Origin of the sequence: Streptomyces sp. NBC_01017 (genome assembly GCF_045162795.1) — a bacterium.
Classification (GTDB): domain Bacteria; phylum Actinomycetota; class Actinomycetes; order Streptomycetales; family Streptomycetaceae; genus Streptomyces; species Streptomyces machairae.
This window is the reverse complement of record NZ_CP108683.1, coordinates 7390379-7416664: the sequence shown is the minus strand read 5'-3', so window position 1 is coordinate 7416664 and position 26286 is coordinate 7390379. Positions and strand designations below refer to the sequence as shown.

The following is a 26286-nucleotide window of genomic DNA, read 5'->3' as shown; positions in this document are numbered from 1 at the left end:
GCTGCGCCGGGAGGCGGACCGGAGCGTGCGTGTCAGGCGGTGAGGACCTTCGACTTGGCATGCTCGTACTCGGCGTCGGTGATGTCGCCCTTGTCGTGCAGCGCGGCCAGCTTGCCGAGTTCGTCCGCCTTGGCGCCCGGTGCCTTGGGTCGCGGGGCCGCGGCCTCCTGGACGTAACTGCGGAACGCGCGCTCGCGGTCCTGGGCCATGCGCAGCTCGCGCTCGCCCATGCCGCGTCCGCGGGCGATCAGGTAGACGAAGACGCCGAGGAACGGCAGCACGCAGACCATCAGTGTCCAGCCCGCCTTCGCCCAGCCGCTGAGCGCGTCGTCGCGGAAGATGTCCATGACCACGCGGACCAGCAGCATGATCCACATGATCCACAGGAAGAACCAGAGCATGGTGAGGAAGACTTCGAGCAGGGGGTAGTCCATGGTCGCCTCCACTTGCCGGCCGCCGCGACGACCGCGCGGCTGACGGGGCCCCGATGGTCCCGTGGCCTTCACGATGCGCCAGGGCGGTGCGCCCGGCATCACCCCTCACGGGTGGCCGGGGAGGCCTCGGCCCGGCCGCCGGCGGCGAGCAGTGCCAGGACCGTCAGGGTGCCGAGCAGGACGAGCGCGAAGGCCAGGATCGTGAGCGGGGTGGGGCGGTTCCACACGGCGAAGACGAAGGCCAGGACCGCCAGCGCGGACAGGGCGATCGACCGGCGGTGGGCCTGTGCCCACGCGCCGGCCCGTCCGGCCCGGATCTCGTGCCGGTAGGCCCAGGTGGCGAGCGAGTCCGCGGTGCGGTCGCAGGCGCGGCGGATCGCGACCGGCAGGCGGCCGGGGCCGATCAGGTAGGCGCCGAGCGCGACCACGGCCCCGAGCACGATCGTGGTGCGCAGGGCGGCCTTCAGGAAGCGCAGCAGCGTGTCGAAGACGGCCGCGGCGGCCGCGTCCGACTGCACGGCGGCCGGGAGGTGGTCCAGGTAGTAGCGGCGTACGAAGACCAGGGCGATGACCACCACCAGGCAGGCGACGGCGGCGCCCAGCGCGGTCCAGGCGAGCGCCCGCCGGTGGCGGCGCGCAATCAGCACCCCGGCCGCGCCGATGATGACGGTGAGGACGGGCAGCCAGTAGCCGACGACGTCCAGCAGGTGCGCGCCGTCGCGGATCTTCTCCAGTTGCTCGGACTGGAACAGCACGAGCTGCTTGTCGACCTGGGGGATCTTCTCCGCGGGCGACAGGCCGGCGTTGACGAGTTCCTTTTTCACCTGCTCGACGAGGGTGCCGACGTCGAGCGTCACCGTGCCGCCCGCGACCCCGACGGCGCCCCGGCCCTCTCCGGTGAGGGCGTGGACGACGGCGCTGTGGGCCTGTTCGTTGGCGTTGCGCCACACGGTGTCGAAGGCGCCGCTGTGCACGATCCGCGTGACGACCTGCTTCACCGCGCCGTCCACGGCCGAGTCGATCTGCGGCCCGAGCCCCTGGATGGCGGTGGCGGCCCGGGGCGGCAGGCCCTGGGACCGCAGCCAGCCGGCGAGGTCCGCGGCGGCCCGGTCCCCGTCGATGCGGACGTCCACCGCCTCGGAGATCCGGTCGACGGCGGCGTCCTGGATCGCGGGCTCGGTGGCCAGCGGGGCGACGGTCTTCACGTAGCGGTCGGTGTCGAGGGCGATGTCGTGGACCCAGACCGTCATCAGCGCGACGGGTACGAGGATGCAGGTGACCACGATCAGCACCGCGGAGGCCGTCGCCCGGGCGATGCGCTCGGGCGCGGAGGGCTTGTGCGCGGCGCTCATGCGGACTCCAGGTCTTCCGGTGTCCCCGCCCTCCCTTCAATTGCGTCCGCGCACCACGGAAACGGCATGCCGAACTGGCCCATATGGGCGCCGAAAGGGGTCCTAATCGGCGAAGGGGTCCCGCTTCACCACGCACAGAGCCCAGATGATGAACGCGTACAGCGCGATCAGCGTGAGCGACCAGACCGGGTAGTACGGGATGGACAGGAAGTTGGCGATCAGCAGCAGTCCCGCGACGCCTACGCCGACGACCCTCGCCCAGGTCTTCGCCCCGAACAGGCCGATGCTCACGATCACGGCGAGCGCCCCGAACACCAGGTGGATCCAGCCCCAGCTCGTCAGGTCGAACTTGAAGACGTAGTTGGGGGTGGAGACGTACACGTCGTCGTCGGCGATCGCCATGATGCCGCGGAAGACGTCGAGGATCCCGGAGATGAAGAGCATCACTCCGGCGAACAGTGTCAGGCCGGTGGCGGCTGTCTGCTTCCCCGCACCGTGGCGGGTAGCGGTGGTGGCCATGTCCGGCCTCCTTTCCACACCGGGCTGCTGCGCGCAGCCGTCCACCACCGAGCCTGATCCCTTGGGGGCATGCTCGTCGTCACCCACGGAGGGTGAGCACGCGCCGACCGCCGCCCTGCCACGGGAGGGACTCGACGCCCCCGTCCACGCCCTCGGCTCCCGCCGGTCTGCCCGGTCGCACCGAGAGCCACCCCCACCAACCCGCCCCACGGGCCCGCACGGCCGCCGACCGCCCTCCCCCGGCAGCCGCGGCCCGGGCAGGCGGTCAGGCGGACAGGGCCCATCGCACCGCTCTCAACCGCCCCGGCCACCGAGGCTCACGCCACACCACCGACTCTGGCCCGGCTACGGGATGACGCGTCCCGGCATCCGTCCCCCCGTCACGCCGCCACGTCGCTGCGTGCCGTGACGCGGCCCGTGGTGACCGCGTCGGCCAGGGCCTGGTGGTCGCGTTCGTTCTGGTCGGCGTAGGAGTGGGCGAAGTGGGCCAGGGCGCGGTCGAAGGTGTCGCTGCGGCCGAGGTAGGCGGCGATGGCGATCGGGTCGCCGGAGCGGGCGTGGGCGCGGGCCAGGGAGGCGCCGCACAGCCGGGCGAACAGCCCCAGGGTCCGGGCGTCCATCGTCTCGGGGCGGGCGATGCCCTTCCAGTCGTGCAACTGCCGTATGTAGAAGTCGCGTTCGCGGCCGTCGAACCCCGTGACGTGCTGCCAGCCGAGGAAGATGTCACCGGCGGCCTGCATGAGCCGCTGCCCGGCGACCACCCGCTCGCCCTGGTTCTCGTACGTGCTGGCGCCGCAGTGGGGGGCGAGGACCGAGTCGCCGGCCTCCTTGGCCTGGAGCAGGAGCGGGTCCTCGTCGTCGCGGCCGAGCAGCAGGATGATCCAGCAGCGGGTACCGACGCTGCCGACCCCGACGACCTTGCGGGCCATGTCGACCACGCTGAACCGGCTCAGCAGATGCCGCCGCTCCGACGACAGGGTGGTCTGGTATTCGGTGACCAGTCCCCGCAGGGTCTGCGCCACCTCGTCGCCCCGCGTGCCGGGCAGCAGCTCCGCGAGCGGTGTGATCAAGGGAGGATCCGAGATGATCCTGGGTACGCCGTCCACCTCCCGGGTCAGCTTCGCGGCCGCCTGCAGACTCGTCCGGGTACGGGCCTTCGCCGCCGCCCGCACGGCCCGCTGCCTGTCCTGCTTGCCCGGCCGCTCGGGCAGCAGCGCCCCGATCTGGTCGAAGTCGTCCCGCGCGTACCAGACCTCGAGGGTGCGCAGCCCGGCGAACTCCCGCATGCGCTCCCGGTAGGACCCCACACCGGCCCGCACGAGGGTGTCGCACTCCTTCAACGGGAACCCGTTGGCCCGCCCGGCGATCACCAGACTCGCGGCGAGCCGCTTGACGTCCCACTCGAACGGGCCCGGCAGGGTCTCGTCGAAGTCGTTGATGTCGAAGACGAGATGGCGTTCCGCGGAGCCGAGGAGCCGGAAGTTCAGCAGGTGCGCGTCCCCGCACAGCTGGGCGTACAGCCCGGTGTGCGCACCGGCGCCGAGATCGGACGCCATGATCGCCGCGGCTCCCCGGTAGAAGCGGAACGGCGATTCGAGCATCCGGCCGTACCGGATGGGCACCAGCTCGGGGACCCGGTCGGCGGACTGCCTCTCGATGATGTCGATCGGATCGGGCCGCTTCTCGTCGGGCGCGAAAACGGCATGCTGGGAGCGCGGCACCCGGGCACGCGCCTCCTTGCCCAGGGCCGCGCGCTCGGCCGGGGTGAGCGGACGGTCGTGCATCACCGAGAGCGGACCGCGGTGCGTGGTGATGGCCATGGTCGGACCTCCTTGCCCGCAGGGTCGACCGGCCCTCCCTGCCCACGTGGTCGACCGTCCCCCTGACCTGCATGGTCACAGCCCCGCGCGCCGACGGGATCACCCGGAGCAGGTGATGCGGGGCCGGTGCGCGGGCGGTGGGATGCCGTTGTGGGCGGTACGCGAAAGCCCGCCGGGACGTCCGGCACGGCCGAACGTCCCCGTGCGGCGGCTCAGCGGTGGGCGGCACGCCTGGCCCTACTGGTCGCGGCGGCCGCGATCGCCGTGCTGCTGGCGGCCGCCGGTATCAAGAGCCTCGCACTGCTGGCCGTCGGCCTGGCGGGCCTCGCCGCGACAGCCGCAGCCCTGTGGTGGGCCCTCTCCCGGCACGGCCTGGCCCGGCTGCTCGCCGCCGCACTGGCCGCCCTGCTGCCGATCGCGGTGCTGCTGAACTACGCGGCGGTGGGCCTGCTGTGGGCCGCGCTGTCCGCTGTCGCGCTGTGGATCGCGGCGCTGCTGATCGGGCGGGCCGCCCTCGCCGCCCACGCCGGCCGGTCCGGCCCCCGGGAATACCCGGCCCCAAGGCCGCGCGCACCGTTCCTCATCATGAACCCGCGCTCCGGCGGCGGAAAGGTCGGCGAGTACGACCTCGTGGCCAAGGCCCGGGCCCTGGGCGCCGAGGTCGCCGTGCTCGACCCGGCTCACCCGCAGGACGTCGCGGAGCTCGCCGAGCGGGCCGTGGCAAGGGGCGCGGACCTGCTGGGGGTCGCCGGAGGGGACGGCACCCAGGCGCTGGTGGCGGGTGTGGCGGCCCGGCACGACCTGCCGTTCGTCGTCATCTGCGCGGGCACCCGCAACCACTTCGCCATGGACCTCGGCCTCGACCGGACCGACCCGTCGACCTGCCTCGACGCCCTGGCCGACGGCGTCGAAGTGCGTATCGACCTCGGTCTCATCGGCGAGCGCGTCTTCGTCAACAACGCGTCCTTCGGCGTGTACGCGGTGGTCGTGCAGAGTCCCGCCTACCGCGACGACAAGGTGCCCACCATCCTCCGGGAGCTTCCGGACCTGCTGACCCATCAGGTCGGGCCCCGGCTCACCGTCCGCGCGCGGGACATCGTCGTCGACGCTCCCCAAGGGGTCCTGATCAGCAACAACCCCTACCAGTTGGGCGACGCCGCCGGCCTCGGCCGGCGCCCGCGGCTGGACTCCGGCACCCTCGGCGTCCTCGGCGTGAAGGTCGACAACGCCGCGCAGGCGGCCGGGCTGCTGCGCGGCCGGCAGGCACGCGGGCTCACGATGCTGGCCGTGCGCGAGGTGGTGGTCGAGGCCGACGCCCCCGACGTCCCGGTCGGTGTGGACGGCGAGGCCCTCCTGCTGCCCACGCCCGTCATCTGCCGCATCACGCCCGGCGCCCTGCGGGTCCGTCTGCCGCGCGACCGTCCGGGTGTGCCCGTGGCGAGGCCGCGGATGGACTGGCGGACGCTGGGCCGGCTGGCGTTCCCCCGTGCCCGCCCCGCAGGCGGTCACGAGCGTGCAGATTCGCGAGAGTGAACGGTTCGGGCGGGCCTACGGCCGGCTCACGTGCACCACCACAGGAACCGGTTGCAGGTCTCCGTGGGCGTCGGGTCCGGGGTCGGGTCCGACGTGGTCGGTTCCTCGGCCGGGGTCGTGGGGTCAGGGTCGGACGGGGTTGTGGGCGCCGAGGTGTTGTTGCCCGAGCCGCCGCTGCCCGTCGTCGCCGACTGGCCGTCCTTGTCGGGGGTCTTGTCCTCGTCCTTCTTCTCGTCCTCGTCCTTGGGCGACTTGGAGGCCGAGGGAGACGCCGAGGGATCCGCCGACGGCGAGCCCCCGTCCGTCCGCGGCGTCCCGTCCGTCGCCTCCGGGGAAGCGGTCACCTCTTCCGACGCCGCGCCCTCCGCCGACTCGTCCCCGGCGGCCGCGGGCTTGGGGCTCGTGCCCGGGGCGTCCATGCCGAGTTCCGCGAGGCTCAGACCACCGGCGGCCAGGACGAAGCCCGCGGTCACCAGCAGGACCCGGCGACGGCGGCGCCGGTGCGCGGCCGCCTTGCGATCGCGACGGCTGGCGCCCGACGAGGACCCGTCGTCCAGGTCGTCACCGTCGTCGCCATCCACTTCCTCGTCGTACGCGTCGTCCTGCGCGTCGTCGTACTCGGCGTACTCGTCACGGCCACGACCCCTGCCGCGCCGCTGCGCCGCCCGCCGCGCGGCCCGTCCGCCGGCCGGCGCGACCGGCGCCGCCTCCGAGGACACCTCAGCGGCGTCCGCGGCCTCTGCGGCCCGCGCGGGGGGCGCCTCGTCGTAGCGGTCGTCATGACGACTCGCGCCGTACTCGCCGCCGCTGTACTGCCCGCCGCCGTACTGCCCGCCGCCGCTCCCGTACCGCCCCGAGCCGTCCCCGTACTGAACCTCGCCGCCGGCGTACTGGCCCTCGTACCCCTCGTACGCCCCCCGGCCCCCCACACCCCGCTCGGCCATCTGCGGGTACACCTCGTTCGGGGCGCCCGCGTACACGCGCAGCTCTTCGACCGCGGCGCCGCACCCCGGGCAGGCGAGGGCGCCATTCAGGTGCCGTCGGCACGGGTGGCAGTAGTCCATGACGCGGGAAGACTAGGTTCCTCACAGGCACCGTTGATAGTCACAGCTGTGAAAGTTGTGTATGGAACTTTCCGTTCCGGCATGGCGAGTTGACGGATATGCCGGGACTCGCCAGACACGCCCCCCACACTCCGCGACCGACTGCCCGAAATCCGTATCGAAAGCGGTGTCGAAACCGTTATGCGTTCGACCCATTGACACTCCCGGCGCCGCCTCCCTACTGTCACGTCAGCATTTCGAACGTGTGACGAAATTTCGAACACACCGGGATGCGACGCCAAATGAGCCGACGACGCAGCAAGGGGCAACTGCCGTGCGCATCACCGGAATCAGCACACACGTGGTCGGGACGCCGTGGCGCAACCTGACCTACGTCCTGGTGCACACCGACGAGGGCATCACCGGAGTCGGCGAGACCCGGATGCTGGGCCACACCGACGCGCTGATCGGCTACCTGCGGGAGGCCGAGGCCAACCACATTCTGGGTTCCGACCCGTTCGCTGTCGAGGACCTCGTCCGGCGCATGAAGTACGGCGACTACGGGCGCGCCGGCGAGATCGTGATGTCCGGGATCGCCGTGGTGGAAATGGCTTGCTGGGACATCAAGGGCAAGGCCCTCGGCGTGCCCGTGTGGCAGCTGCTCGGCGGCAAGGTCACCGACAAGGTCAAGGCGTACGCCAACGGCTGGTACACGACCGAGCGGACGCCTGAGGCGTACCACAAGGCGGCCCAGGGCGTGATGGAGCGCGGGTACAAGGCGCTCAAGATCGACCCCTTCGGCACCGGCCACTTCGAGCTCGACCACGAGCAGACCCTGTACGCCGTCTCCCTCATCGAGGCCGTACGGGACGCCATCGGCCCCGAGGCCGAGCTGATGCTGGAGATGCACGGCCGCTTCTCCCCCGCCACCGCCGTACGGCTCGCGCGCGAGCTCGCGCCCTTCAAGCCGGCCTGGCTGGAGGAGCCCTGCCCGCCGGAGAACCTGAAGGCGCTGGAGAAGGTCGCCGCCAAGGTGGACATGCCGGTCGCGACGGGCGAGCGGATTCACGATCGCATCGAGTTCCGCGAGCTCTTCGAGAGCCAGGCCGTCGACATCATCCAGCCCGACGTCGGCCACATCGGCGGCATCTGGGAGACGCGCAAGCTCGCCGCGACGGCCGAGACCCACTACGTACTCGTCGCGCCCCACAACGTCGGCGGCTCGGTCCTCACCGCCGCCTCCCTCCAGGTGGGGTTCACCTCCCCGAACTTCAAGATCCTGGAGCACTTCAACGACTTCGCCGACGCGGAGATCAAGAAGGTCGTGAAGGGTGCCCCGCAGGTGAACCCGGAGGACGGCTGCTTCCACCTCTCCGACGCCCCCGGCCTCGGTGTCGAGTTCGACGTCGACGCCGCCGCCGAGTTCCCGCAGCAGCAGGCCCGGTTCGACCTGTGGGCCGAGGGCTGGGAGCAGCGCAAGCCCAAGGGCGCGCAGTGAGCACCGCCGTCGTCATCGAGGCGCCCGGCGAGCACCGGCTCACCGGGCACACGCCGCGCGAGCCGGAGGCCGGTGAGGCGCTGGTCCGCGTCCACGCGGTCGGCATCTGCGGCAGCGACCGCGAGGTGTACCAGGGCAACCGGCCCGAGGGATATGTCCGTTACCCGCTCACGCCGGGCCACGAGTGGTCCGGAACCGTCGCGGCGGTCGGCGCCGGGGTGCCGGACTCGCTGATCGGCCGCAAGGTCGTCGGCGAGGGCTTCCGCAACTGCCAGGTCTGCGACCGCTGTCACGCCGGTGAGACCACGCTGTGCAGCGCGGGGTACGAGGAGACCGGGTTCACCCAGCCCGGCGCCATGGCCGCCACGCTGACGCTCCCGGCCCGGCTGCTGCACGTCCTGCCGGACGACTGCGACCTCACCGCCGCCGCCCTGCTGGAGCCGGCCGCCTGTATCGCCGCAGCGGCGATCAAGGCCAACGCGCTGCCGGGCGAGCGCGTGGCGGTCGTGGGGACCGGGACGCTGGGCATGTTCGCCGTTCAGTTCCTGAAGGCGGGCTCGCCGGCCGAGCTGCTCGTGGTGGGCACGCGGGGCGACCGGGAGGCGCTGTCGCGGCAGTACGGGGCGACCGACTTCCGCACGAAGGACCAGCTGCTCCCGGACGACTTCGACGTCGTCATCGAGACCGCCGGGTCCGCCGACGCCGCGCGCACCTCCGCCGCGCTGCTGAGGCGTGGCGGGCGCCTCGTCCTCACGGGGATCCCGGCGCCGGGCGCCCACGGACTCGACCCGACCGATCTCGTCGTACGGCAGCTGGAGGTGCACACCGTGTTCGGGGCGCCGCCGGATGCCTGGGCGCACACGGTGCGGGTGTTCGCGGCCGGGCTGCTCGATCCGCTGCCGCTGGTCACGCACGAGTTGCCGCTTCAGGAGTTCCCGCAGGCGATCGAGCTCGTCGGGTCCGGCGATCCGAAGGTGGGCAAGGTCCTCCTTCGCCCCTGAGTGCCCCTCAGCCGTACGCCGGTACGGGGGCAACCTGACGGTCCCCGTACCGGCGTACACCAGGCCCCGCACACCCTGAGCCGCGAACCTCGTCCGACATATCGAACAAGAAGGACAGCTTGTGACCGACGCTTCCGCAGCCCGCCGACCCGGTGAGCAGGCGCTCGCCGCCCTCGGCCTGGCCGCGCCCGACCTCTCCCCCGCCGACGCCTCGCCCCACACGTTCCCGGGCGGGGGCCGCTGGCGCACCGAGATCCCCTCGTGCGAGGGTCCCGAAGCGCTGGCCGTCGTCCTGAAGGAAGCCTCGCTGCTCGACGTGCCGATCCACCGGATCAGCCAGGGCAGCGGTGTGTGGATGCTGACCGACACCGAGATCACCGAGATGGTCGAGGCCACGGCCGAACGCGACATCGAGCTCTGCCTGTTCACCGGCCCGCGCGGCACCTGGGACATCGGCGGCTCCACGCGCACCGACTCGCGGGGGGCCGGACTGCGCGCCCGGGGTCACGACGCCGTCGCCGGCTGCGTCGAAGACGCCGTACGGGCAACGGAGTTGGGCGTGAAGTGCCTGCTCGTCGCCGACGAGGGCGTGCTGTGGACGCTGCACCGGGCGAGAGCCGCCGGGATCATCCCGGCCGACACGACGCTCAAGGTGAGCGCGCTGATCGGGCCCGTCAACCCGGCGGCGTACGCGGTGTACGAGAACCTCGGCGCCGACTCCGTCAACGTGCCCAGCGACCTGACGCTCCATCACCTCACCGAGATACGGCGGGTTTCCGCCGCTCCCATGGACATGTACATCGAGGCCCCCGACGACCTCGGCGGCTATGTGCGGATGTACGAGGTCGCCGAACTGATCCGGCGCGGCGCACCGCTCTATCTGAAGTTCGGGCTCTCCAAGGCCCCCGGCATCTACCCCTACGGCCACCACATGCGGGACCTGACGCTGGCCACCGCCCGGGAACGCGTACGGCGCGGACGGCTGGCACTGGACCTGCTCGCACGGCACGGAGCTGACGGCGACATGGCGCCCCTCGGTTCACGGCTGCCCGGAACTCTGAAGCGATTCGAAACTCCCGCATAACGTTCCGGACAAACCCCCTTCACAGAAGAAGACGCAGTCGAACACAATCCCACACACCCTTGCTCCACTCCGTTCAGCCCTCGAAGCGTCCTCGCACCGCCCGACCGAGCCCTGCTCACACACATCAAGGATGATGACCATGCGTACTCGCAGAGCCGCACTCGCCGCCATAGCCTCCGCCGCGTCCCTCGCGCTGACCCTGACCGCCTGCGGCCAGAGCGGCGAGGGCGGCTCCAAGGAGGACTCGGGCAGCTCCGAGGGAGCCACCATCGGCATCGCGATGCCCACCAAGTCCTCGGAGCGCTGGATAGCCGACGGCAAGAACGTCGTCACGGACCTGGAGTCCAAGGGCTACAAGACCAAGCTGGTCTACGGCGAGGACGACCCGGACCAGCAGGTCTCGCAGATCGAGAACCTGATCACGCAGGGCGTCAAGGCGCTGATCGTCGCGGCCATCGACAACAAGTCGATGAACAACGTGCTCCAGCAGGCCAAGGACGCGAACATCCCGGTGATCTCCTACGACCGCCTGATCCTCGGCACGGAGAACGTCGACTACTACGCGTCGTTCGACAACGAGAAGGTCGGCGAGCTCCAGGCCGACTACATGGTCGAGAAGCTCGGCCTGAAGGACGGCTCCGAGAAGGGCCCGTTCAACATCGAGCTGTTCGCCGGCTCCAACGACGACAACAACACCCGCTACTTCTTCGGCGGGGCGATGAAGGTCCTGCAGCCCTACATCGACAAGAAGCAGCTCGTCGTGCGCTCCGGCCAGACCAAGCTGACCCAGGTCACCACCCTGCGCTGGGACGGCGGCACCGCCCAGAAGCGTATGGACGACATCCTGACCTCGGCGTACAAGAGCGAGCGCGTCGACGCGGTCCTCTCGCCGTACGACGGCATCTCCATCGGCATCCTGTCGGCGCTGAAGTCGGACGACTACGGCTCGGGGAGCAAGCCGCTGCCGGTCGTCACCGGTCAGGACGCCGAGGTCGCCTCGGTGAAGTCGATCATCGCCGACGAGCAGTCGATGACCGTCTACAAGGACACCCGCGAGCTCGCCAAGGTCGCCTCGGGCATGGTCGACGCCCTGCTCAACGACAAGAAGCCCGAGGTCAACGACACCAAGACCTACGACAACGGATCGAAGGTCGTCCCGGCATTCCTGCTGGAGCCGGTCGCGGTCGACAAGACCAACTACCAGAAGGAGGTCGTCGACTCCGGCTACATCAAGGAGAGCGACCTCAAGTAACCGCCGGCCCACTCTGATTGGAAGGCACGACCATGGCGGGACCCGTCCTGGAAATGCGCTCGATCGTCAAGACCTTTCCCGGCGTCAAGGCGCTGTCGGACGTCACGCTGACCGTCCGGCAGGGCGAGGTCCACGCCATCTGCGGGGAGAACGGCGCCGGCAAGTCGACCCTGATGAAGGTCCTCTCCGGCGTCCACCCGCACGGCACCTACGAGGGGGACATCCTCTTCGAGGGGGAGGTCTGCGAGTTCAAGGACATCCGGGCGAGCGAGCAGCGCGGCATCGTCATCATCCACCAGGAGCTGGCGCTGTCGCCGTTCCTCTCCCTCGCGGAGAACATCTTCCTCGGCAACGAGCACGCCAAGGGCGGGTTCATCGACTGGCGGGAGACCCTGCGGCACGGCACCGAGCTGCTGCGTCGGGTCGGTCTCTCGGACCACCCGGACACCCGCGTCGCCGACATCGGCGTGGGCAAGCAGCAGCTGGTGGAGATCGCGAAGGCGCTGTCGAAGAAGGTGAAGCTGCTCATCCTCGACGAGCCGACCGCGGCCCTGAACGACGAGGACAGCGGCAAACTCCTGGATCTGATCCTGGAGTTGAAGAAGCAGGGCATCACCTCGATCATCATCTCCCACAAGCTCAACGAGATCCGCAAGGTCGCCGACTCGGTGACGATCCTGCGCGACGGCCAGACCATCGAGACGCTCGATGTGAAGGCCGCCGAGACCACCGAGGACCGGATCATCAGCGGGATGGTCGGCCGGGACCTGGAGCACCGCTTCCCCGAGCGCACCCCGCACGAGCCGGAGAAGGGCGCGGCCCCCGCCCTGGAGATCCGCAACTGGACCGTGCACCACCCGATCGACCAGCAGCGCAAGGTGGTCGACGATGTGTCACTGTCGGTGCGGCGCGGGGAGATCGTCGGCGTCGCGGGCCTGATGGGCGCCGGCCGCACCGAGCTCGCGATGAGCGTCTTCGGGCGGACGTACGGCCGTTACGCGGGCGGCACGGTCCTCAAGGACGGCACGGAGATCCGTACGAAGTCCGTCCCCGAGGCGGTCAGGAACGGCATCGCGTACGTCACCGAGGACCGCAAGCACTACGGCCTGAACCTCATCGACACCATCAACCGCAACATCTCGCTCAGCGCGCTGGGCAAGGTCGCCAAGCGGGGTGTGGTCGACGAGCACGGGGAGCGGCAGGTCGCCGAGGGCTTCCGCAAGTCCATGAACATCAAGGCGCCGACCGTCTTCGAGCCGGTGGGCAAGCTGTCCGGCGGCAACCAGCAGAAGGTCGTCCTCAGCAAGTGGATCTTCGCGGGTCCCGATGTGCTGATCCTGGACGAGCCGACGCGAGGCATCGACGTCGGCGCCAAGTACGAGATCTACACGGTCATCGACCAGCTGGCCGCCCAGGGCAAGGCGGTCGTCTTCATCTCCTCCGAGCTGCCGGAGCTGCTCGGCATGTGTGACCGCATCTACACGATGGCCGCGGGGCGGCTGACCGGCGAGTTCTCGCGGGCCGAGGCCTCGCAGGAATCGCTGATGCGTCAGATGACAAAGGACAAAGAGGTATCCCGATGAGCACGGATGTGACCGCCAAGAGCCCGGCCCCCGCGCCGCCGGGCAAGAGCTCGGGGGCCGCGGGCGCGGGCCTGCTCCAGCTGGTGATGGACGGTATGCGCCGCAACATGCGGCAGTACGGCATGCTGATCGCGCTCGGCCTGATCGTCGTGCTGTTCGCCGTGTGGACCGAGGGCGACCTGCTGCTGCCGCGCAACGTCTCCAACCTGGTGCTGCAGAACAGCTACATCCTGATCCTCGCGATCGGCATGATGCTGGTCATCATCGCGGGCCACATCGACCTGTCGGTGGGATCGCTGACGGCGTTCATCGGCTCGATGGCCGCGGTGTTCATGGTGAGGAACGACCTGCCATGGCCGGTGGCGGTGATCCTCTGCCTCGCCATGGGCGCCCTCGCGGGTGCGGCACAAGGGTTCTTCATCGCGTACGGCGGCATACCGTCCTTCATCGTGACCCTCGCGGGCATGCTGATCTTCCGCGGTCTGACGGAGATCTTCCTGGAGGGGCAGACCCTCGGCCCGTTCCCGGAGGGGCTGCAGAAGGTCGCCAACGGCTTCCTGCCCGAGGTCGGCCCGAACACGAACTACCACAACCTGACACTACTGCTCGGCTTCGCGATGATCGCGTTCGTGGTCTTCCAGGAGTTCCGGGACCGCCGCCGGCAGCAGGAGTTCTCCCTCGAAGTCCCGCCCTTCAACCTGTTCCTGCTGAAGCTGGTCGCGCTCGGCGCCGCCATCCTCACGCTGACGATGCTGCTGGCCAGCTACAAGGGCGCCCCGATCGTGCTGCTCATCCTGGGCGTGCTGCTCGTCGGCTTCGGGTACGTCATGCGCAACGCGATCATCGGCCGCCACATCTACGCCATCGGCGGCAACCTGCCCGCGGCCAAGCTGTCGGGCGTGAAGGACAAGAAGGTCACCTTCCTGGTCTTCCTGAACATGGGCATGCTCGCGGCTCTGGCGGGTCTGGTCTTCGCCGCCCGCTTCAACGCGGCCTCTCCCAAGGCCGGCCTCAACTTCGAGCTGGAGGCGATCGCGGCCTCGTTCATCGGCGGCGCGTCGATGAGCGGCGGCGTCGGCACCGTCCTCGGCGCGATCATCGGTGGCCTGGTCCTGGGCGTGCTGAACAACGGCATGAACCTCGTCGGCATCGGCACCGACTGGCAGCAGGTCATCAAGGGTTTGGTGCTGCTGGCGGCGGTCGGGTTCGACGTGTGGAACAAGCGCAAGGTCGGTTCGTAAGTCCAAGTAGGGCCCTGTCGCCGGATTCCCGGCGTCCGCCCGAAGGGCGGGTCCCGCGGTGTCTGGTGCGTGCGATCGCAAGGCGCCGGAGCGCCCTCGTGGCGGAGCCACGTGGGTGGCTCGGCAACGCGGCGAGCGTGCGTGCCAGGCGCCGCGGGACAGGCGGGAATCCGGCGGCAGGGCCCTGGGCCCCGCCGGAAGGCGGGGCCTTTCCACTCTCGGTTCAACTTCCTGAGCAGGAGCCGCACATGGACATGAGCAGACGTACGGTCATAGCCGGAGCCGCGGCGGCGGGGATCACCGCCGCGACCGTCGGCAGCGCACACGCCACGGGAGGCAGGACGCCGGTGAAGGCGCTCTTCGGCAAGCTCGCCGACGGCACCAAGGTCTACAGCTGGTCGCTGGCGAACGGCGGCACCCGCATGAAGGTCCTCTCCTACGGCGGCGTCGTGCAGTCCCTGGAGATCCCCGACCGTCGCGGCCGGCCGGCCAACGTCTCCCTGGGCTTCGACAACATCGAGGACTACGTCGCGAAGAGCCCGTACTTCGGCGCCCTGATCGGCCGGTACGGCAACCGCATCGGCAAGGGCAAGTTCACGCTCGACGGCAAGGCCTACCAGGTCAACGTCAATGACGGCGAGAACACCCTGCACGGCGGCGCCCAGGGCTTCGACAAGCGCGTGTGGGACGTCGAGCCGTTCACCAAGGGCTCCGACGTCGGCCTGCACCTGTACTACACGTCCGTCGACGGCGAGATGGGCTACCCGGGCACGCTCAAGGTGAAGGTGACGTACACCCTCACCAAGCACGGCGACTGGCGCATCGACTACGCGGCCACCACCGACAAGGCCACCGTCGTCAACCTGACCAGCCACGTCTACTGGAACCTCGCCGGCGAGGGCAGCGGCACGATCGAGAACCACCAGCTGAAGATCGACGCCTCCCGCTACACCCCCGTCGACTCGGGCCTCATCCCCACCGGTCAGCTGGCGCCCGTCGCGGGCACCCCCTTCGACTTCCGCCGCACCAAGGCGATCGGCGAGGACCTGCGCGAGGCCCACCAGCAGCTGCTGTACGGCAAGGGCATCGACCACAACTGGGTGCTCGACAAGGGCATCTCGCCGCGCCCCGAGTGGATCGCGACCTTGAAGGACCCGTCCTCCGGCCGCACCCTGCGGATGGCGACCACCGAGCCCGGCCTGCAGTTCTACTCCGGCAACTTCCTCGACGGCACCCTCGTCGGCACGAGCGGCCGCACCTACCGGCAGGGCGACGCGCTGTGCCTGGAGACGCAGCACTTCCCGGACTCGCCGAACAAGCCGTCGTTCCCCTCGACGGTGCTGCGACCTGGGCAGACGTACCGTTCGACGACGGTCCACTCGTTCAGCTGCTGAGCCCCATCGACCGTCCGTTCTGACGGTTCTTCACAGGTGGCACACAAGTTCTCACCGGTCTCTCAGTGGTTGAACAGCGTCACCCCAGCCTCCGTATGTAAGGGCGGCCCGTGCTCCCCCGCGCGGGCCACCCAAAGACGACGGGCCCGGTCGTCCCCGCCGGGCCCGCCCCATACGGAGGTTCCATGGCCGACAACGTCACCTCGCTGTTCCGCAGCACCGCGGCACACAGCCCGTCGATGGCGGCGCTGACGCGTGAGGGCGGCGACGGGGCCGGTCCGGTCGACTTCTGCATTCCCTGCAACCCGTACTTCCCGACGCCGGAGATGTTCCAGGACATGGGGGCCCGGCTGCGGGACATCATCACGTACTACCCGAGCAGCGCGGACACGATCACGGCCGAGCTGTGCAGTCTGCTCCGACTCCCGCCGCAGTGCGTGGCGATGGGCAACGGCTCCACGGAGCTGATCACCTGGATCGACCACCTGATGGTCCGGGAGTCCCTCGCCATCCCCGTCCCCACCTTCGGCCGCTGGACCGACCAGCCCATGGAGACCGGCAAGCGCGTCGACATGTTCCCGCTCCAGGAGTCCAGCGGCTTCGCCCTCGACCTCGCGCAGTACGCCGAGTTCATCCGCGCCAGGGGGACGCGGGTGGCGGTCATCTGCAACCCGAACAACCCCGACGGCGGCTACCTCCACAAGCACGCGCTCGTGCAGTTCATGGACGCCATGGCCGACCTGGACCTCGTCATCATCGACGAGAGCTTCCTGGAGTTCGCCGACGCCGAGCAGGAACCCTCGGTCGTCCAGGAGGCGATGATCCGCCCGAACGTCATCGTCCTGCGCTCCCTCGGCAAGAACTTCGGCCTGCACGGCATCCGCTTCGGCTACCTGGTCGCCAACCCGGCGCTCGCGGGCATGGTCCGCTCGATGCTGCCGAAGTGGAACCTCAACGCCTTCGCCGAACACGTGGTGTTCATGCTGAAGAACCACGGCGCCGAGTACGCGCAGAGCCTCCACCAGGTGCGCCGGGACCGCCTCGACATGGCCAGCCAGCTCTCCTCGCTCCCCGGCCTGACGGTCTATCCGTCGCAGGGCAACTTCCTCTTCGTACGCCTCCCCGTGGGCGCCGAAGGCACCGTGGTCCGGGACCGGCTGCTCACCGAGCACCGGATCCTGGTCCGCGAGTGCGGCAACAAGATCGGTTCGTCCAGCCGCTTCCTGCGACTCGTGGTGCGCCCCCAGGTGGACGTGCGTCGCCTGGTGTCCGGCCTGGAGCAGGTGCTCTACGGGTCCAGGAGGGGAGCCGCCGTACCCGAGCTGGGTACAGGGACCAACTACAGCTCGGGTACGGCGGCCGTGGACCGGTTGGTCAGCTCCACGAACGGTGCGGGGATGCCGGGGCTCGCCGCGCAGGCCATGGGGTCGCCCATGCCGGCGCCGGCTCCGCCTCAGCCACAGCCGCAGGTGGTGGCGCCGGCCGCCGCCACGGTGCCTCCGCAGGGCACGGGGATGCCCATGCCGGCGCCGGTCCCGGTGGCTCCGGCCCCGGCGCCGATGCCCACACCGATACCCACGCCGATGCCCACACCGATGCCCACGCCCGTGCCTGTGCCGGCGGCTGCGCCCGCCCCTGCTCCGGCGCCCGCTCCGACGCCGTTCCCGTCGCCCATGGCGCCCATGGCGCCCGCTGCGGCGGCGATGCCCGGGCCTACGCCGCCCGGGGTGCCGGCTCGGGGTGGCCTTACGGCCGCGCAGGTGCGGGGGACCACCGGGCCGGGGCTCACTCCGGCGCCGGCGACCGGGTGGCCCAACAGTCAGTCTTGGCCGAATGCGGCGGGGATGGGGGCGGCCGGGTAGCGCCCTTTCGCTGACGGCGTCAGTAGGCGACGGGCCAACCCGTGGCCCAGTTCAAGAGGTTGACGCCCAGCTTGGGTGTGCCGTTGTCGTTGCCGTCGTAGTAGTGGTAGACGATCAGGTCGCCGTCGACGTCGTTCATGATCGACTGGCCGCCGGGGCCGATGACGCTGCCGTGGGACTCCAGGACCGGGGTCCCGCCGTTGTTCATCATCGAGACGCCGCTCTTGTCGAGGTACGGGCCGGTGACGCTGGTGGCACGGCCGACCTTGACCTTGTACGTGGAGCTGGTGCCCGCGCAGCAGGTGTCGTAGGACGCGAAGAGGTAGTAGTAGCCGCCCCGTTTCACGATGAAGGGTGCCTCCACGGCCTTGGTGCCGGTCGGGCGGGAGGCGAGGGAGTGGCGGGTGGTGTTGGAGGAGAGCTGCTTCCCCGTGGACGGGTTGATCTGGATCATCTTGATCCCCGTCCACCAACTGCCGAAGGACAGCCACCACTTGCCGTCGTCGTTCACGAAGAGGTTCGGGTCGATGGCGTTGTAGTCGCTTGAGGAGCCGGACGTGTAGACGGTGCCCTGGTCGGTCCAACTCCCGGGCCGGCCGGTGCTGGAGGTGGCGAGGCCGATGGCCGACGTGTTCGAGCCGAACTTCGAGACGGAGTAGTACATCAGGTACTTGCCGCCCTGGTACGAGATGTCCGGCGCCCAGGCCTCCGGCACCGAGGAGTAGGTCGACCACCAGCCCGGCCGGGAGGAGAACGCGTCGGCGCCGTTCCTGAAGGCGGTGCGGTCACTGGAGGTCTTGTTGGCGATGCCGCCGCCGGTGGCGTACAGCAGGTACTGGCCGGACGAGGTGCGGAGCATCGTCGGGTCGTGGGTGACGATGTCGCCGGTGACGCGGCCGGGGTTGGGGTACGCGGTCGCCGAGGACGGGATGAGGGCGAGGACAGCGGCGGCGGGGAGTGCGATCAGGGCTGTGCGCTTGCGGAGGGTGCGGGGCATGCGGGTCCTCCTTGCGGTGGGGGTGACAGGCCGGGCCGTCGGCCGATATGCCGAACAGCGCTCGCAAGTTCGAACGGGACCGTAGAATCGAACCCCTTGCACGTCAAGGCCATTGACCGCTTCCGCGCATCCTGACCAGGGCCAGCCACCCGGGCAGGTCGACCTCGGCGCAGACGGTCTTGCCGGGCGAGTCACCCCGCTCCACCACCTCCCACCGGTCGGCCAGCGCCTCGACGAGGACGAGCCCGCGGCCGTGTTCGTCGAGGGGGTGTGGACGTCGTACGTCGCCGGGTTTCGGGGGGTGGGATTCGGTACGGGTGTCGCTGACCTCCACGCGGATGCTGCCCGTGGGCAGGGAGAGCCTCAGCTCGAAGTCCCGGCCGGGGACTCGGCCGTGGGTCACTGCGTTCGCGGCCAGCTCGGCGACGATCACCGCGACGGCGTCGGAGGCGTCGCTGCCGTGCGGGACACCCCAGGCGTGGAGCTGGTTCACGGCGAGGTGCCGGGCGAGGCGGGCGCCGCGCGGGGTGGCGCTGAGGCGCTGGGTGAACACACGTACGGTGACCGGGGGTTGGGGGGTGTGGGGTGCGCGCATGAGCCCAATCTGGCGGGCGGGGACGGCAGTTCACCAGGTGGCAGCCGCGTACGCTGCCGCAGCGTACGCGGTTACGGACTGGACAGTACTCATCACCACCCGTGACCATGAGCGCGGGAGGTGACCGACCGTGGTCGATGGTGTGGTGGGTGCGGGTGGCGAGCCGGAGGCGTCGGACAGTCTGCGGACGTTCGGCGCGGTGGTCCAGGCGCTGCGGGAACATGCGGGGTTGAGCCGGGAGGAGTTCGGGGACCTGGTGGGGCTGTCCAAACACACGGTGGCTTCGGTGGAGTTGGGGCGGCGGATGCCGGATCCGACGTTCCCGGACCGGGCGGAGGGGGTGCTGGGGAACACGGGGGCGCTACGGAAGTCGGCGCCGTGTCTGAGTCGGCAGCCGGGATTGGCGGCATGGTTTCGGCGGTGGGCGCGGTTGGAGGCGACGGCGATCACGCTGTACACGTACGAGTGCCGGTTGATTCCGGGGTTGTTGCAGACGGAGGCGTACGCGCGCACATTGTTCACGAACCAGCTGCCGCCCATGGACGACGAGCAGATCGAGGCGCAGTGGGCAGCACGCGCCGAGCGGCAACGACTGCTGCGGGAGCGGCCGAACACTGCGTTCGCCTTCATCCTGGAAGAGCACCTCTTCCGGCGGCACACAGGCGGATTGGAGGTCACGCGGAAGCTCATCGACCACGTGCTGGCGATCGCCGAGCTGCGGAACGTGGAGATCCAGGTCATGCCGACGGAGCAGGAGACGCACGCGGGGCTGGACGGCCCCATGCGGCTGCTGGAGACTCCGGAGAACAAGTGGTTCGCCTACTGCGAGGGGCAGGAAAGCGGCCAGTTCATCGCTGACTCGAAGGTGGTCAGCATGCTCCAGATGCGGTATGCCAGGATGCGCTCACAGGCTCTCACTCTGAAGGACTCCCTGAGCCTGTTGCAGCGGATGCGAGGAGAGCTATGAGCACCAGTGAACTGGCCTGGTTCAAGAGCAGCTACAGCGGCGGATCCGGCGATGACTGCGTCGAAGTAGCCCTCGCCTGGCACAAGTCCAGCTACAGCAGCGGCGGGGACGGCGACTGCGTAGAGGTCGCCACCTCCCCCCACACCATCCACGTACGCGACTCCAAGAACCGGCGGGGCCCCGCGCTCACCCTCTCCCCCGCCACCTGGACGGAGTTCATCGCGCACGTCCGTCCAGCAGGGCAAGCCCCAGCGGCGTAACGGAGTGCAGCGCCGCCTTCCCCGCTCTGCACGTGCTCAGTAACCCGGCCTTGCGCAGGATGCCGACGTGATGGCTGGCCGTGGCCGGTGAGATGCCCGCGTCGTGGGCGAGTTCGGTCGTCGTCACACCGTGGTCCGCGACCGATTCGAGGATCCCGGCGCGGGTGCGCCCAAGGAGGGCGTTCAAGGAGCGGAGCCCTGACGTGCCGCCGTTCAGGGGCGTCTCGTGGGTCATCGGGTAGACGACGACGCACGGCAGCGCCGGATCCTTCAGCAGCGTCGGCTTGCGCCAGCAGAAGTACGCCGGGAGGACGAGGAGCCCGCGTCCGTCGAGGCGGACGTCACGGTCCGCGCCCAGCCCCGTCACCTCCAGTACGGGCCGCCGCCAGACGAGACCGGGGTGGAGGGCGCCGAGCAGCGCGCCGAGGTCGCCGTCGGCCAAATACCGTCCGTGGGCGGCACGTTCGGCGCCGAAGCGGGTGCGGAGGCGACTCCACCAGGGGGCCAGCGCGGCCGTGAAGTACGCCCGGAAGACGCGCGCGAGGTGGCCGACGGCCTCCCTGTCACCGTCGGCGAGGGAACGCGCCCAGGGCGGCAGCCGTCGGCCCGCGCGGGACAGTTCCACCAGGTCGCTCCGCAGCCGCTGGCGTGGCGTGGACAACAGGGCACCGATCCCGGCGTCCAAGCCGCCCGTGCCGGCGGCCGGGGTGAGGAAGTCGGCCGAGTAGCCGACGGGCGGGGCCATGCGGAGCAACGGATGCACGGCGGCGGGCAGTTCGCGTCGTACCCGGCGCCGCCAGCCGCCGAAGACGGCGGAACCGGTGTCCGTCTGAAGCATGTGCATGCTGAGCAGCGCCTCCCACATCGGGTCGGGAGCCTGCGCCAGCCTGATCTGGGCGAGATCGTCGTCGGTGAAGTGAATACGTACGGCCATGTGAGCCATCCCCGTTCGGCACGTCGTGCACTCACATGCTCCGGGGTTCGTCGCCTCTTGACACCCTCAGAAGTCATGGGGAGCGCCCCGCCGCACGGCCACGTGCGGCGGGGCGCTCCCCCGGAAGGCTCCGGAGGCTCCGGCAGGCCTCTCAGCACTCCCCGACGGAACTGACCTGGTCCCGGACCGGCGAAGCCAGGTCCAGTGCCTGCCCGTCCAGGATCACCTGGATCTCGTTCTCGTAGTCCGCGTCCCGATACAGGCACCACGAGCTGCCGGAGATGTTCTTCACCGACCACACGTGGTCATTGAGACCGCCCGCCAGCTGGCCCAGGTTGGACGCGCCGTCCGACAGCGAGTAGTGCGCGCCGCCGCCCTGACCGTCGTGGTAGATGCAGAACTCCGACGGGTCGCAGGGCCAGGTCGCCGGGTCCCCGGCCGCCTGGGCGGAGGTGGGCACGGCGAGCATGGCGGCGGTACCGACGAAGGCGGCTACGCCGAGGGCGAGTCGGCTCTTGCGGATGGACATGAGGTACTTCCTTTCCCCGTTGTTCCCCGTTGTTTTCTCGTACGCCGACCAGCCTGGGCCCGTGTGCCACACCCCCGCACGCGCCTTCGATCTCCGTCGAATCGAGGCGAACACTCCAGTTCCTGCCCGATATCGGGCAGAAGTGTAGACGTTCCGCGCCCCCCGACCTAGGGTGATCGCTCATGATCACCCTAGACTCAATGGGGACTTTCGCCCTGATAGTGGGACTCCTCACGCTCACTCCGGGACTGGATTCCGCACTCATCCTGCGCACCGCGGCGCTCAGGCACCGCCGTCGCGCGTGGGGCGTGGTCCTCGGCATCCAGAGCGGCACTCTGGTCTGGGGCGTGCTCACCTCGCTCGGTGTGACCACACTGCTGACCGCGTCTCACCTCGCGTACGAGACTCTCCGTTGGGCCGGGGCCGCGTACCTGGTGTGGATGGGCGGCAGGCTGCTGTGGGCCACCTGGCGCCCCTCATCGATCGAGAGCCCGCGGACAGCGGAGACCGGGGGCGGGACCAGGACCAGGACGGGCGCCGGTGACACCCTGCCCGGTGGCTGGCGACAAGGGTTCGTGACCAATCTCCTCAACCCGAAGATGGGCGCCTTCTACGTTGCGGTGCTCCCGCAGTTCATCCCCTCCGGTGCCTCGCACCTTGCTCCAGGGGTACTGCTGGCCGGTGTGCACATTCTCCTGGCCGTCATCTGGGCCTGTGCGCTGATCACCTTCGCGCACATGCTCCGCGACCGCCTGCAACGCCCCTCGGCCCGCCGCCACCTCGACCGCCTCACGGGCACGGTCATCGCCGCCTTCGGCGTCCGGCTCGCACTCGGACAGTAGGGCACCGGACGGCGCAACCGCAGACGACCCGGACAGCCACCGAACGGGCAACCTGCACACCACCCGAAGTGAAAGGACAGGTACATGGGCACGCTCCCCACCAGCGCCGAGGCTGTGGTCTTCGACTGCGACGGCCTGTTGGTCGACACCGAGGCCTGCTGGACCGTTGCGGAAACGGCCATCTTCGCGGCGCATGGCCATCCCTTCGGCCCTGAACAGAAAGCCCTGGTCATCGGCCGCACCGTGGAAGCCGCCGGAGAAGCCATGGCCGAGTACCTCGGGCGCCCCGGCGCCGGCGCCGAGATCGCCGCCGAACTCCTCGAAGGGGTCCGCAAGGAGCTGGCCCGGGGCGCCGCAGCCCTCCCCGGGGCGGCGGAACTGGTGCGCGCCTGCCGGGCAGCCGTACCGATCGCCGTAGCCAGCAACAGCCCCCGGGAATTGCTGGACACGGCCCTGTGGTCGGCCGGTCTCGCCGACTGCTTCACGCACTCGTTCGCCGCCGACGAAGTGCGCTCCCCCAAGCCCGCACCAGAGCTCTACCTCACAGCATGCGAGGCACTCGGTACGCCCCCCGAGCACTCCGTCGCGTTCGAGGACTCGGCCACGGGCACTACCGCTGCGCGTGCTGCCGGACTCTACGTCGCGGTCGTACCCTCCCTTCCAGGAGCCGACCTCGACCACGACTGGCTGGGCACCACGCTGGCCGCACATGAATTGCTGGACTGGGCCAGGCAGCTGGGAGCCGGCCCGGTCCGCTGAGCCGGCCCGACCTGTGCCTGCCTTGCCGCCGAGGCCCCCCCACCGCCCCTCTCTGCGCGACCTCAAGTGACGTGTCCGACAAGGAACTTGACGGATGCTCACTTTGCTCAACTGACAGCCCATCAACAGCATGCCTTCCTACGGTGCCGTGCTCATGACAGACGTATCTTCAAAAGGCACAGCAGCGACAACCCCCACCGCGATCGGGCGCCGCACCGTCCTCATCGCCACCGGCGCCACGGCCGCATCGCTGGCCGTCGCCGCCGCCGCGCCTGACGCCCCCACAGCCGAGGCGACCGACCCGGCCCCCGTCGCCGCCGCGGCCGTCTGCACACTCACGAAGGAGATGACCGAAGGCCCCTACTACCTCGACGGACAGCTAGTCCGCGCCGACATCAGCGAGGGCAAGACCGGCATCCCGCTGCAGCTCACGCTCACCGTCGTCGACGACAGCACCTGCGCGCCGCTGAACAGCGCCCTGGTGGAGATCTGGCACTGCGACGCCCTCGGCGAGTACTCCGGCTTCGTCGGCAACAACGGCCACGACGAGCCCGACAACGGCACCTTCCTGCGGGGCGGCGTGCTCACGGGGGCGGACGGCGTCGCGCGCATCACGTCCGTGTACCCCGGCTGGTACCGCGGCCGGTGCGTCCACATCCACGTCAAGGTGCACACCGACGTCACGCTCACCGCCGACGGCTCGTTCACCGGCGGCCAGGAACTCCACACCGGCCAGCTCTTCTTCGACGAGACGATCACGACCCGGGTCGCCGCGCTCGCCGTCTACGCCGCGAACACCGTCCCGCGCACCACCCTCGCCCAGGACTCCATCTACGACGACGGAGGCGCCGCGTCCGGGCTGCTGACCCTGACCGCACTGGGCAGTTCACCCTCCGCCGGCTACGCGGGGACGCTCACCCTGGGAGTGAGGAGCTGACCCGACACCCACACCGACGCCAAGCCGCGCCCGCTGCAATCGGCGGGCGCGGCTCGGCTTGCGTACCGGTGCTGCTACTTGTTGCCCGGGCACTCCTTCCACGCCAGGTGGTACACGGTGCTGATGTCACCGTCGGTCGAGTCCATGGTCATGAAGCTGACCTTGCTCGGAGACGACGAGCCGGCGTTCACGCGCAGTTCGGTGTTGATGTTGAAGTTGCGCTGCTTTCCACAGGGCGCCCAGATCAGCTGCGCCCAGTCGGTCTCGTCGGTGGCCTGCCAGTTGTCGTTGAGGGGGCCGCTGAAGGGGTGGCTGCGGAACTGCGTGTTCGGTGAGCCCTGGAAGTAGTACGAGGCTCTCTGCATGGCGTTCGCGCCGGACTGGAGGGAGGCGAAGCCGCGGTAGTCGGCGCTGGCGATGGCGTAGGTGAAGCCACCGGGGACGTGCACGACCAGGCTGAGCTGGCAGTTCTTACGGAATGCCGTGGGGTCGGAGTTGCCGCCGACCTGGGCGAGGTAGTCGCTGTAGGTCACCGTGAAGGCGGTGTTGTCCTCGGAGACGGCGACGGCGGTGGTGCCCTGGGGGCAGCCGGAGCCGTTCACCGTGGCGACCTTGATGACGATCTTGTCCGGCGGCGGGTCTTCGAACGCCGGCGCGGCCTGAGCGGGCAACGTCGCCGTGAGCAGAGCGGCCAGCGCGCCGCCGCTCAGCAGGAGTCGCAGGAGTCCACGTGCCATGGAGCTCTCCTTGGGGATGGGGGGTGGCTGCGCCTCCGACCCCGTTTTTTCAAGCCGGTTGAATCTTTGAAGAAACAGTGACTTTTCTGTGAAGGCCGAAGGCGTTCGCATCGTAGGGGGCCGCGCATGGCATGGCCACGACGAACTCCAGCCATTCACAGGTGAGTTGAGGCATGTGGACGTGTCCGTCCGGTCGGTCAGGTGCCGACCGGCTGACGCTCCTCGGCGGACTCGGCCGCGGTCGCGTTCCGCTCCTTGAGGTGGGCGCGGACCGAGTACGCGAGGGCGGCGGCCCACAGCGCGTACAGGGCGACGTAGAGCACGTCACTGGTCAGCAGGGTGCGGGCGTTGGTCACGACGATCACTCCGCCGACCGCCGAGCCCAGCACCCTCGGCGGCAGCAGCCGCACCAGCCAGGCGGCGAGGGGCGCGGCGACCAGACCGCCGATCAGGAACGCGGCGGCCCACATGGCGTCGATGCCCTGGGAGCCGAGGGAGAACAGAAAACCGAGGCCGGCGGACACCGCGACGAGGAACTCGCTGGTGTCGATGGAGCCGATGACCTTGCGCGGCTCCATCCGGCCGGAGGCGAGGAGGGCGGGCGTACCGACGGGGCCCCAGCCGCCTCCCCCGGTGGCGTCGAGGAAGCCGGCGACCAGCCCCAGCGGGGCCAGGAACCGGCGCCGGAGCGGCCTGCCCAGCCGGCCCTCCGGCAGCCCCCGGAAGGTGAACCGGACCAGGACGTACACACCCAGCCCCAGCAGGATCGCGGACATCACCGGCTTCGCGACCTCCGTCGACAGCCGGGACAGCACGGTCGCCCCGAGGAACGCGCCCACCGCGCCCGGTAGGCCGATCCGCGCGACCACTCTCCAGTCGACGTTCCCGAGGCGCCAGTGCGCCGCCCCCGACATCAGCGTCGTACCGATCTCGGCGAGATGGACGGTCGCGGAGGCGGCGGCCGGGTTGGTGCCCAGGGCCAGCAGCAGCGTCGTCGAGGTCACCCCGTAGGCCATGCCGAGGCTGCCGTCGACGAGCTGGGCCCCGAGGCCCGCGAGGGCGAGCAGGATCAACGTGCGCATGGGCGGCGACGGTAGGGCCCCAAGCTGAGCA

Annotated in this window: 25 protein-coding genes; 14 read left to right on the top strand and 11 right to left on the bottom strand. The window is 70.0% G+C overall.

Annotation, left to right across the window (positions count from 1 at the left end; genetic code table 11):
* Positions 1-32 precede the first annotated feature (32 nt).
* The 4 genes from OG331_RS34055 to OG331_RS34040 all read right to left on the bottom strand — a co-directional run bounded on the left by OG331_RS34055 (position 33) and on the right by OG331_RS34040 (position 4125).
* Positions 33-434, bottom strand: a complete 402-nt coding sequence (locus OG331_RS34055) for an SHOCT domain-containing protein (protein ID WP_406203304.1) — start codon at positions 432-434, stop codon at positions 33-35.
* Between the two features lie 98 nt (positions 435-532).
* Positions 533-1786, bottom strand: a complete 1254-nt coding sequence (locus OG331_RS34050; RefSeq protein ID WP_406203301.1) for a hypothetical protein — start codon at positions 1784-1786, stop codon at positions 533-535.
* Between the two features lie 102 nt (positions 1787-1888).
* Positions 1889-2305: a hypothetical protein gene (locus tag OG331_RS34045; protein WP_362377780.1), complete on the bottom strand. Its 417-nt coding sequence runs from the start codon at positions 2303-2305 to the stop codon at positions 1889-1891.
* A gap of 380 nt (positions 2306-2685) precedes the next feature.
* Positions 2686-4125, bottom strand: a complete 1440-nt coding sequence (locus OG331_RS34040) for a DUF2252 domain-containing protein (protein WP_406203298.1) — start codon at positions 4123-4125, stop codon at positions 2686-2688.
* A 150-nt stretch (positions 4126-4275) separates the two neighbouring features.
* On the opposite strand from OG331_RS34040, the gene OG331_RS34035 reads away from it, so the two are divergent.
* On the top strand, positions 4276-5658 hold the full coding sequence (locus OG331_RS34035) for a diacylglycerol/lipid kinase family protein (protein ID WP_406203295.1): 1383 nt from the start codon (positions 4276-4278) through the stop codon (positions 5656-5658).
* 26 nt (positions 5659-5684) lie between these two features.
* Here OG331_RS34035 and OG331_RS34030 read toward each other — a convergent pair whose 3' ends face one another.
* A complete protein-coding gene (locus OG331_RS34030) occupies positions 5685-6722 on the bottom strand; it encodes a hypothetical protein (protein WP_406203292.1) in 1038 nt (345 codons plus the stop codon).
* Between the two features lie 313 nt (positions 6723-7035).
* Between OG331_RS34030 and OG331_RS34025 the strand changes: the two genes are divergently transcribed.
* From OG331_RS34025 to OG331_RS33990, 8 genes are all read left to right on the top strand, one after another.
* Positions 7036-8199 (top strand): mandelate racemase/muconate lactonizing enzyme family protein, encoded by a 1164-nt coding sequence (locus OG331_RS34025; protein WP_363035791.1) that lies wholly within the window; start codon positions 7036-7038, stop codon positions 8197-8199.
* On the top strand, positions 8196-9200 hold the full coding sequence (locus OG331_RS34020) for a zinc-binding dehydrogenase (protein WP_406203289.1): 1005 nt from the start codon (positions 8196-8198) through the stop codon (positions 9198-9200). Before OG331_RS34025 ends, OG331_RS34020 begins: the two co-directional genes overlap by 4 nt.
* Positions 9201-9321: 121 nt before the next feature.
* Positions 9322-10284 carry a hypothetical protein gene (locus tag OG331_RS34015; RefSeq protein ID WP_406203286.1) on the top strand — a complete coding sequence of 321 codons (963 nt, stop codon included), beginning with the start codon at positions 9322-9324 and terminating at the stop codon, positions 10282-10284.
* 139 nt (positions 10285-10423) lie between these two features.
* Positions 10424-11536, top strand: a complete 1113-nt coding sequence (gene chvE / locus OG331_RS34010) for a multiple monosaccharide ABC transporter substrate-binding protein (RefSeq protein WP_406203283.1) — start codon at positions 10424-10426, stop codon at positions 11534-11536.
* 32 nt (positions 11537-11568) lie between these two features.
* A complete protein-coding gene (gene mmsA / locus OG331_RS34005; protein WP_406203280.1) occupies positions 11569-13119 on the top strand; it encodes a multiple monosaccharide ABC transporter ATP-binding protein in 1551 nt (516 codons plus the stop codon).
* Positions 13116-14360 (top strand): multiple monosaccharide ABC transporter permease, encoded by a 1245-nt coding sequence (gene mmsB, locus OG331_RS34000; protein WP_406203278.1) that lies wholly within the window; start codon positions 13116-13118, stop codon positions 14358-14360. Before mmsA ends, mmsB begins: the two co-directional genes overlap by 4 nt.
* Positions 14361-14608: 248 nt before the next feature.
* Complete coding sequence (locus OG331_RS33995; RefSeq protein WP_406203275.1) at positions 14609-15754, top strand: aldose epimerase family protein; 1146 nt, start codon at positions 14609-14611, stop codon at positions 15752-15754.
* Positions 15755-15939: 185 nt separating this feature from the next.
* Positions 15940-17616 carry a pyridoxal phosphate-dependent aminotransferase gene (locus tag OG331_RS33990; RefSeq protein WP_406203272.1) on the top strand — a complete coding sequence of 559 codons (1677 nt, stop codon included), beginning with the start codon at positions 15940-15942 and terminating at the stop codon, positions 17614-17616.
* A gap of 19 nt (positions 17617-17635) precedes the next feature.
* Here OG331_RS33990 and OG331_RS33985 read toward each other — a convergent pair whose 3' ends face one another.
* Both OG331_RS33985 and OG331_RS33980 read right to left on the bottom strand, forming a co-directional pair.
* Entirely contained in the window at positions 17636-18613 is a 978-nt protein-coding gene (locus OG331_RS33985; RefSeq protein ID WP_406203269.1) for an arabinan endo-1,5-alpha-L-arabinosidase, read from the bottom strand.
* Positions 18614-18716: 103 nt separating this feature from the next.
* A complete protein-coding gene (locus OG331_RS33980; protein ID WP_406203266.1) occupies positions 18717-19208 on the bottom strand; it encodes an ATP-binding protein in 492 nt (163 codons plus the stop codon).
* A gap of 130 nt (positions 19209-19338) precedes the next feature.
* On the opposite strand from OG331_RS33980, the gene OG331_RS33975 reads away from it, so the two are divergent.
* Both OG331_RS33975 and OG331_RS33970 read left to right on the top strand, forming a co-directional pair.
* On the top strand, positions 19339-20175 hold the full coding sequence (locus OG331_RS33975; RefSeq protein ID WP_406203263.1) for a helix-turn-helix domain-containing protein: 837 nt from the start codon (positions 19339-19341) through the stop codon (positions 20173-20175).
* Positions 20172-20435, top strand: coding sequence for a DUF397 domain-containing protein (locus tag OG331_RS33970; RefSeq protein ID WP_406203260.1), 264 nt, complete (start codon positions 20172-20174; stop codon positions 20433-20435). The genes OG331_RS33975 and OG331_RS33970 overlap by 4 nt, the downstream gene beginning before the upstream one ends.
* On the opposite strand, the gene OG331_RS33965 is transcribed toward OG331_RS33970, so the two are convergent.
* Both OG331_RS33965 and OG331_RS33960 read right to left on the bottom strand, forming a co-directional pair.
* A complete protein-coding gene (locus OG331_RS33965; protein ID WP_406203257.1) occupies positions 20392-21369 on the bottom strand; it encodes a winged helix-turn-helix domain-containing protein in 978 nt (325 codons plus the stop codon). The genes OG331_RS33970 and OG331_RS33965 overlap by 44 nt on opposite strands.
* 151 nt (positions 21370-21520) lie before the next feature.
* The gene (locus OG331_RS33960) at positions 21521-21898 is read right to left on the bottom strand and encodes a peptidase inhibitor family I36 protein (RefSeq protein ID WP_406203254.1); all 378 of its coding nucleotides are present in this window, start codon (positions 21896-21898) and stop codon (positions 21521-21523) included.
* Between the two features lie 200 nt (positions 21899-22098).
* Here OG331_RS33960 and OG331_RS33955 point away from each other — a divergent pair, with 200 nt between their 5' ends.
* The 3 genes from OG331_RS33955 (at position 22099) to OG331_RS33945 (ending at position 24436) form a co-directional block, all read left to right on the top strand.
* Positions 22099-22740 (top strand): LysE family translocator, encoded by a 642-nt coding sequence (locus tag OG331_RS33955; RefSeq protein WP_406203251.1) that lies wholly within the window; start codon positions 22099-22101, stop codon positions 22738-22740.
* A gap of 84 nt (positions 22741-22824) precedes the next feature.
* A complete protein-coding gene (locus tag OG331_RS33950; protein WP_406203248.1) occupies positions 22825-23499 on the top strand; it encodes an HAD family hydrolase in 675 nt (224 codons plus the stop codon).
* A gap of 154 nt (positions 23500-23653) precedes the next feature.
* Positions 23654-24436 (top strand): intradiol ring-cleavage dioxygenase, encoded by a 783-nt coding sequence (locus OG331_RS33945; protein WP_406203245.1) that lies wholly within the window; start codon positions 23654-23656, stop codon positions 24434-24436.
* Positions 24437-24510: 74 nt separating this feature from the next.
* Here OG331_RS33945 and OG331_RS33940 read toward each other — a convergent pair whose 3' ends face one another.
* Together OG331_RS33940 and OG331_RS33935 are read right to left on the bottom strand one after the other, a co-directional pair.
* Positions 24511-25173, bottom strand: coding sequence for a DUF4360 domain-containing protein (locus OG331_RS33940; protein WP_363035767.1), 663 nt, complete (start codon positions 25171-25173; stop codon positions 24511-24513).
* 197 nt (positions 25174-25370) lie between these two features.
* On the bottom strand, positions 25371-26255 hold the full coding sequence (locus OG331_RS33935; RefSeq protein ID WP_406203242.1) for a sulfite exporter TauE/SafE family protein: 885 nt from the start codon (positions 26253-26255) through the stop codon (positions 25371-25373).
* Positions 26256-26286: the final 31 nt, after the last annotated feature.

Excerpts from the sequence above, each read along its gene's own strand:
- OG331_RS33965 (WP_406203257.1), bottom strand. The coding sequence starts at position 21,369 with ATGGCCGTACGTATTCACTTCACCGACGACGATCTCGCCCAGATCAGG.
- OG331_RS33960 (WP_406203254.1), bottom strand. The coding sequence starts at position 21,898 with ATGTCCATCCGCAAGAGCCGACTCGCCCTCGGCGTAGCCGCCTTCGTC.
- mmsB (WP_406203278.1), top strand. The coding sequence starts at position 13,116 with ATGAGCACGGATGTGACCGCCAAGAGCCCGGCCCCCGCGCCGCCGGGC.
- OG331_RS33995 (WP_406203275.1), top strand. The coding sequence starts at position 14,609 with ATGGACATGAGCAGACGTACGGTCATAGCCGGAGCCGCGGCGGCGGGG.
- OG331_RS34040 (WP_406203298.1), bottom strand. The coding sequence starts at position 4,125 with ATGGCCATCACCACGCACCGCGGTCCGCTCTCGGTGATGCACGACCGT.
- OG331_RS33990 (WP_406203272.1), top strand. The coding sequence starts at position 15,940 with ATGGCCGACAACGTCACCTCGCTGTTCCGCAGCACCGCGGCACACAGC.
- OG331_RS33950 (WP_406203248.1), top strand. The coding sequence starts at position 22,825 with ATGGGCACGCTCCCCACCAGCGCCGAGGCTGTGGTCTTCGACTGCGAC.
- OG331_RS33935 (WP_406203242.1), bottom strand. The coding sequence starts at position 26,255 with ATGCGCACGTTGATCCTGCTCGCCCTCGCGGGCCTCGGGGCCCAGCTC.
- OG331_RS33955 (WP_406203251.1), top strand. The coding sequence starts at position 22,099 with ATGGGGACTTTCGCCCTGATAGTGGGACTCCTCACGCTCACTCCGGGA.
- OG331_RS33970 (WP_406203260.1), top strand. The coding sequence starts at position 20,172 with ATGAGCACCAGTGAACTGGCCTGGTTCAAGAGCAGCTACAGCGGCGGA.
- OG331_RS33940 (WP_363035767.1), bottom strand. The coding sequence starts at position 25,173 with ATGGCACGTGGACTCCTGCGACTCCTGCTGAGCGGCGGCGCGCTGGCC.
- OG331_RS34030 (WP_406203292.1), bottom strand. The coding sequence starts at position 6,722 with ATGGACTACTGCCACCCGTGCCGACGGCACCTGAATGGCGCCCTCGCC.
- OG331_RS33985 (WP_406203269.1), bottom strand. The coding sequence starts at position 18,613 with ATGCCCCGCACCCTCCGCAAGCGCACAGCCCTGATCGCACTCCCCGCC.
- OG331_RS34050 (WP_406203301.1), bottom strand. The coding sequence starts at position 1,786 with ATGAGCGCCGCGCACAAGCCCTCCGCGCCCGAGCGCATCGCCCGGGCG.
- OG331_RS33980 (WP_406203266.1), bottom strand. The coding sequence starts at position 19,208 with ATGCGCGCACCCCACACCCCCCAACCCCCGGTCACCGTACGTGTGTTC.
- mmsA (WP_406203280.1), top strand. The coding sequence starts at position 11,569 with ATGGCGGGACCCGTCCTGGAAATGCGCTCGATCGTCAAGACCTTTCCC.
- OG331_RS34045 (WP_362377780.1), bottom strand. The coding sequence starts at position 2,305 with ATGGCCACCACCGCTACCCGCCACGGTGCGGGGAAGCAGACAGCCGCC.
- OG331_RS34055 (WP_406203304.1), bottom strand. The coding sequence starts at position 434 with ATGGACTACCCCCTGCTCGAAGTCTTCCTCACCATGCTCTGGTTCTTC.
- chvE (WP_406203283.1), top strand. The coding sequence starts at position 10,424 with ATGCGTACTCGCAGAGCCGCACTCGCCGCCATAGCCTCCGCCGCGTCC.
- OG331_RS33945 (WP_406203245.1), top strand. The coding sequence starts at position 23,654 with ATGACAGACGTATCTTCAAAAGGCACAGCAGCGACAACCCCCACCGCG.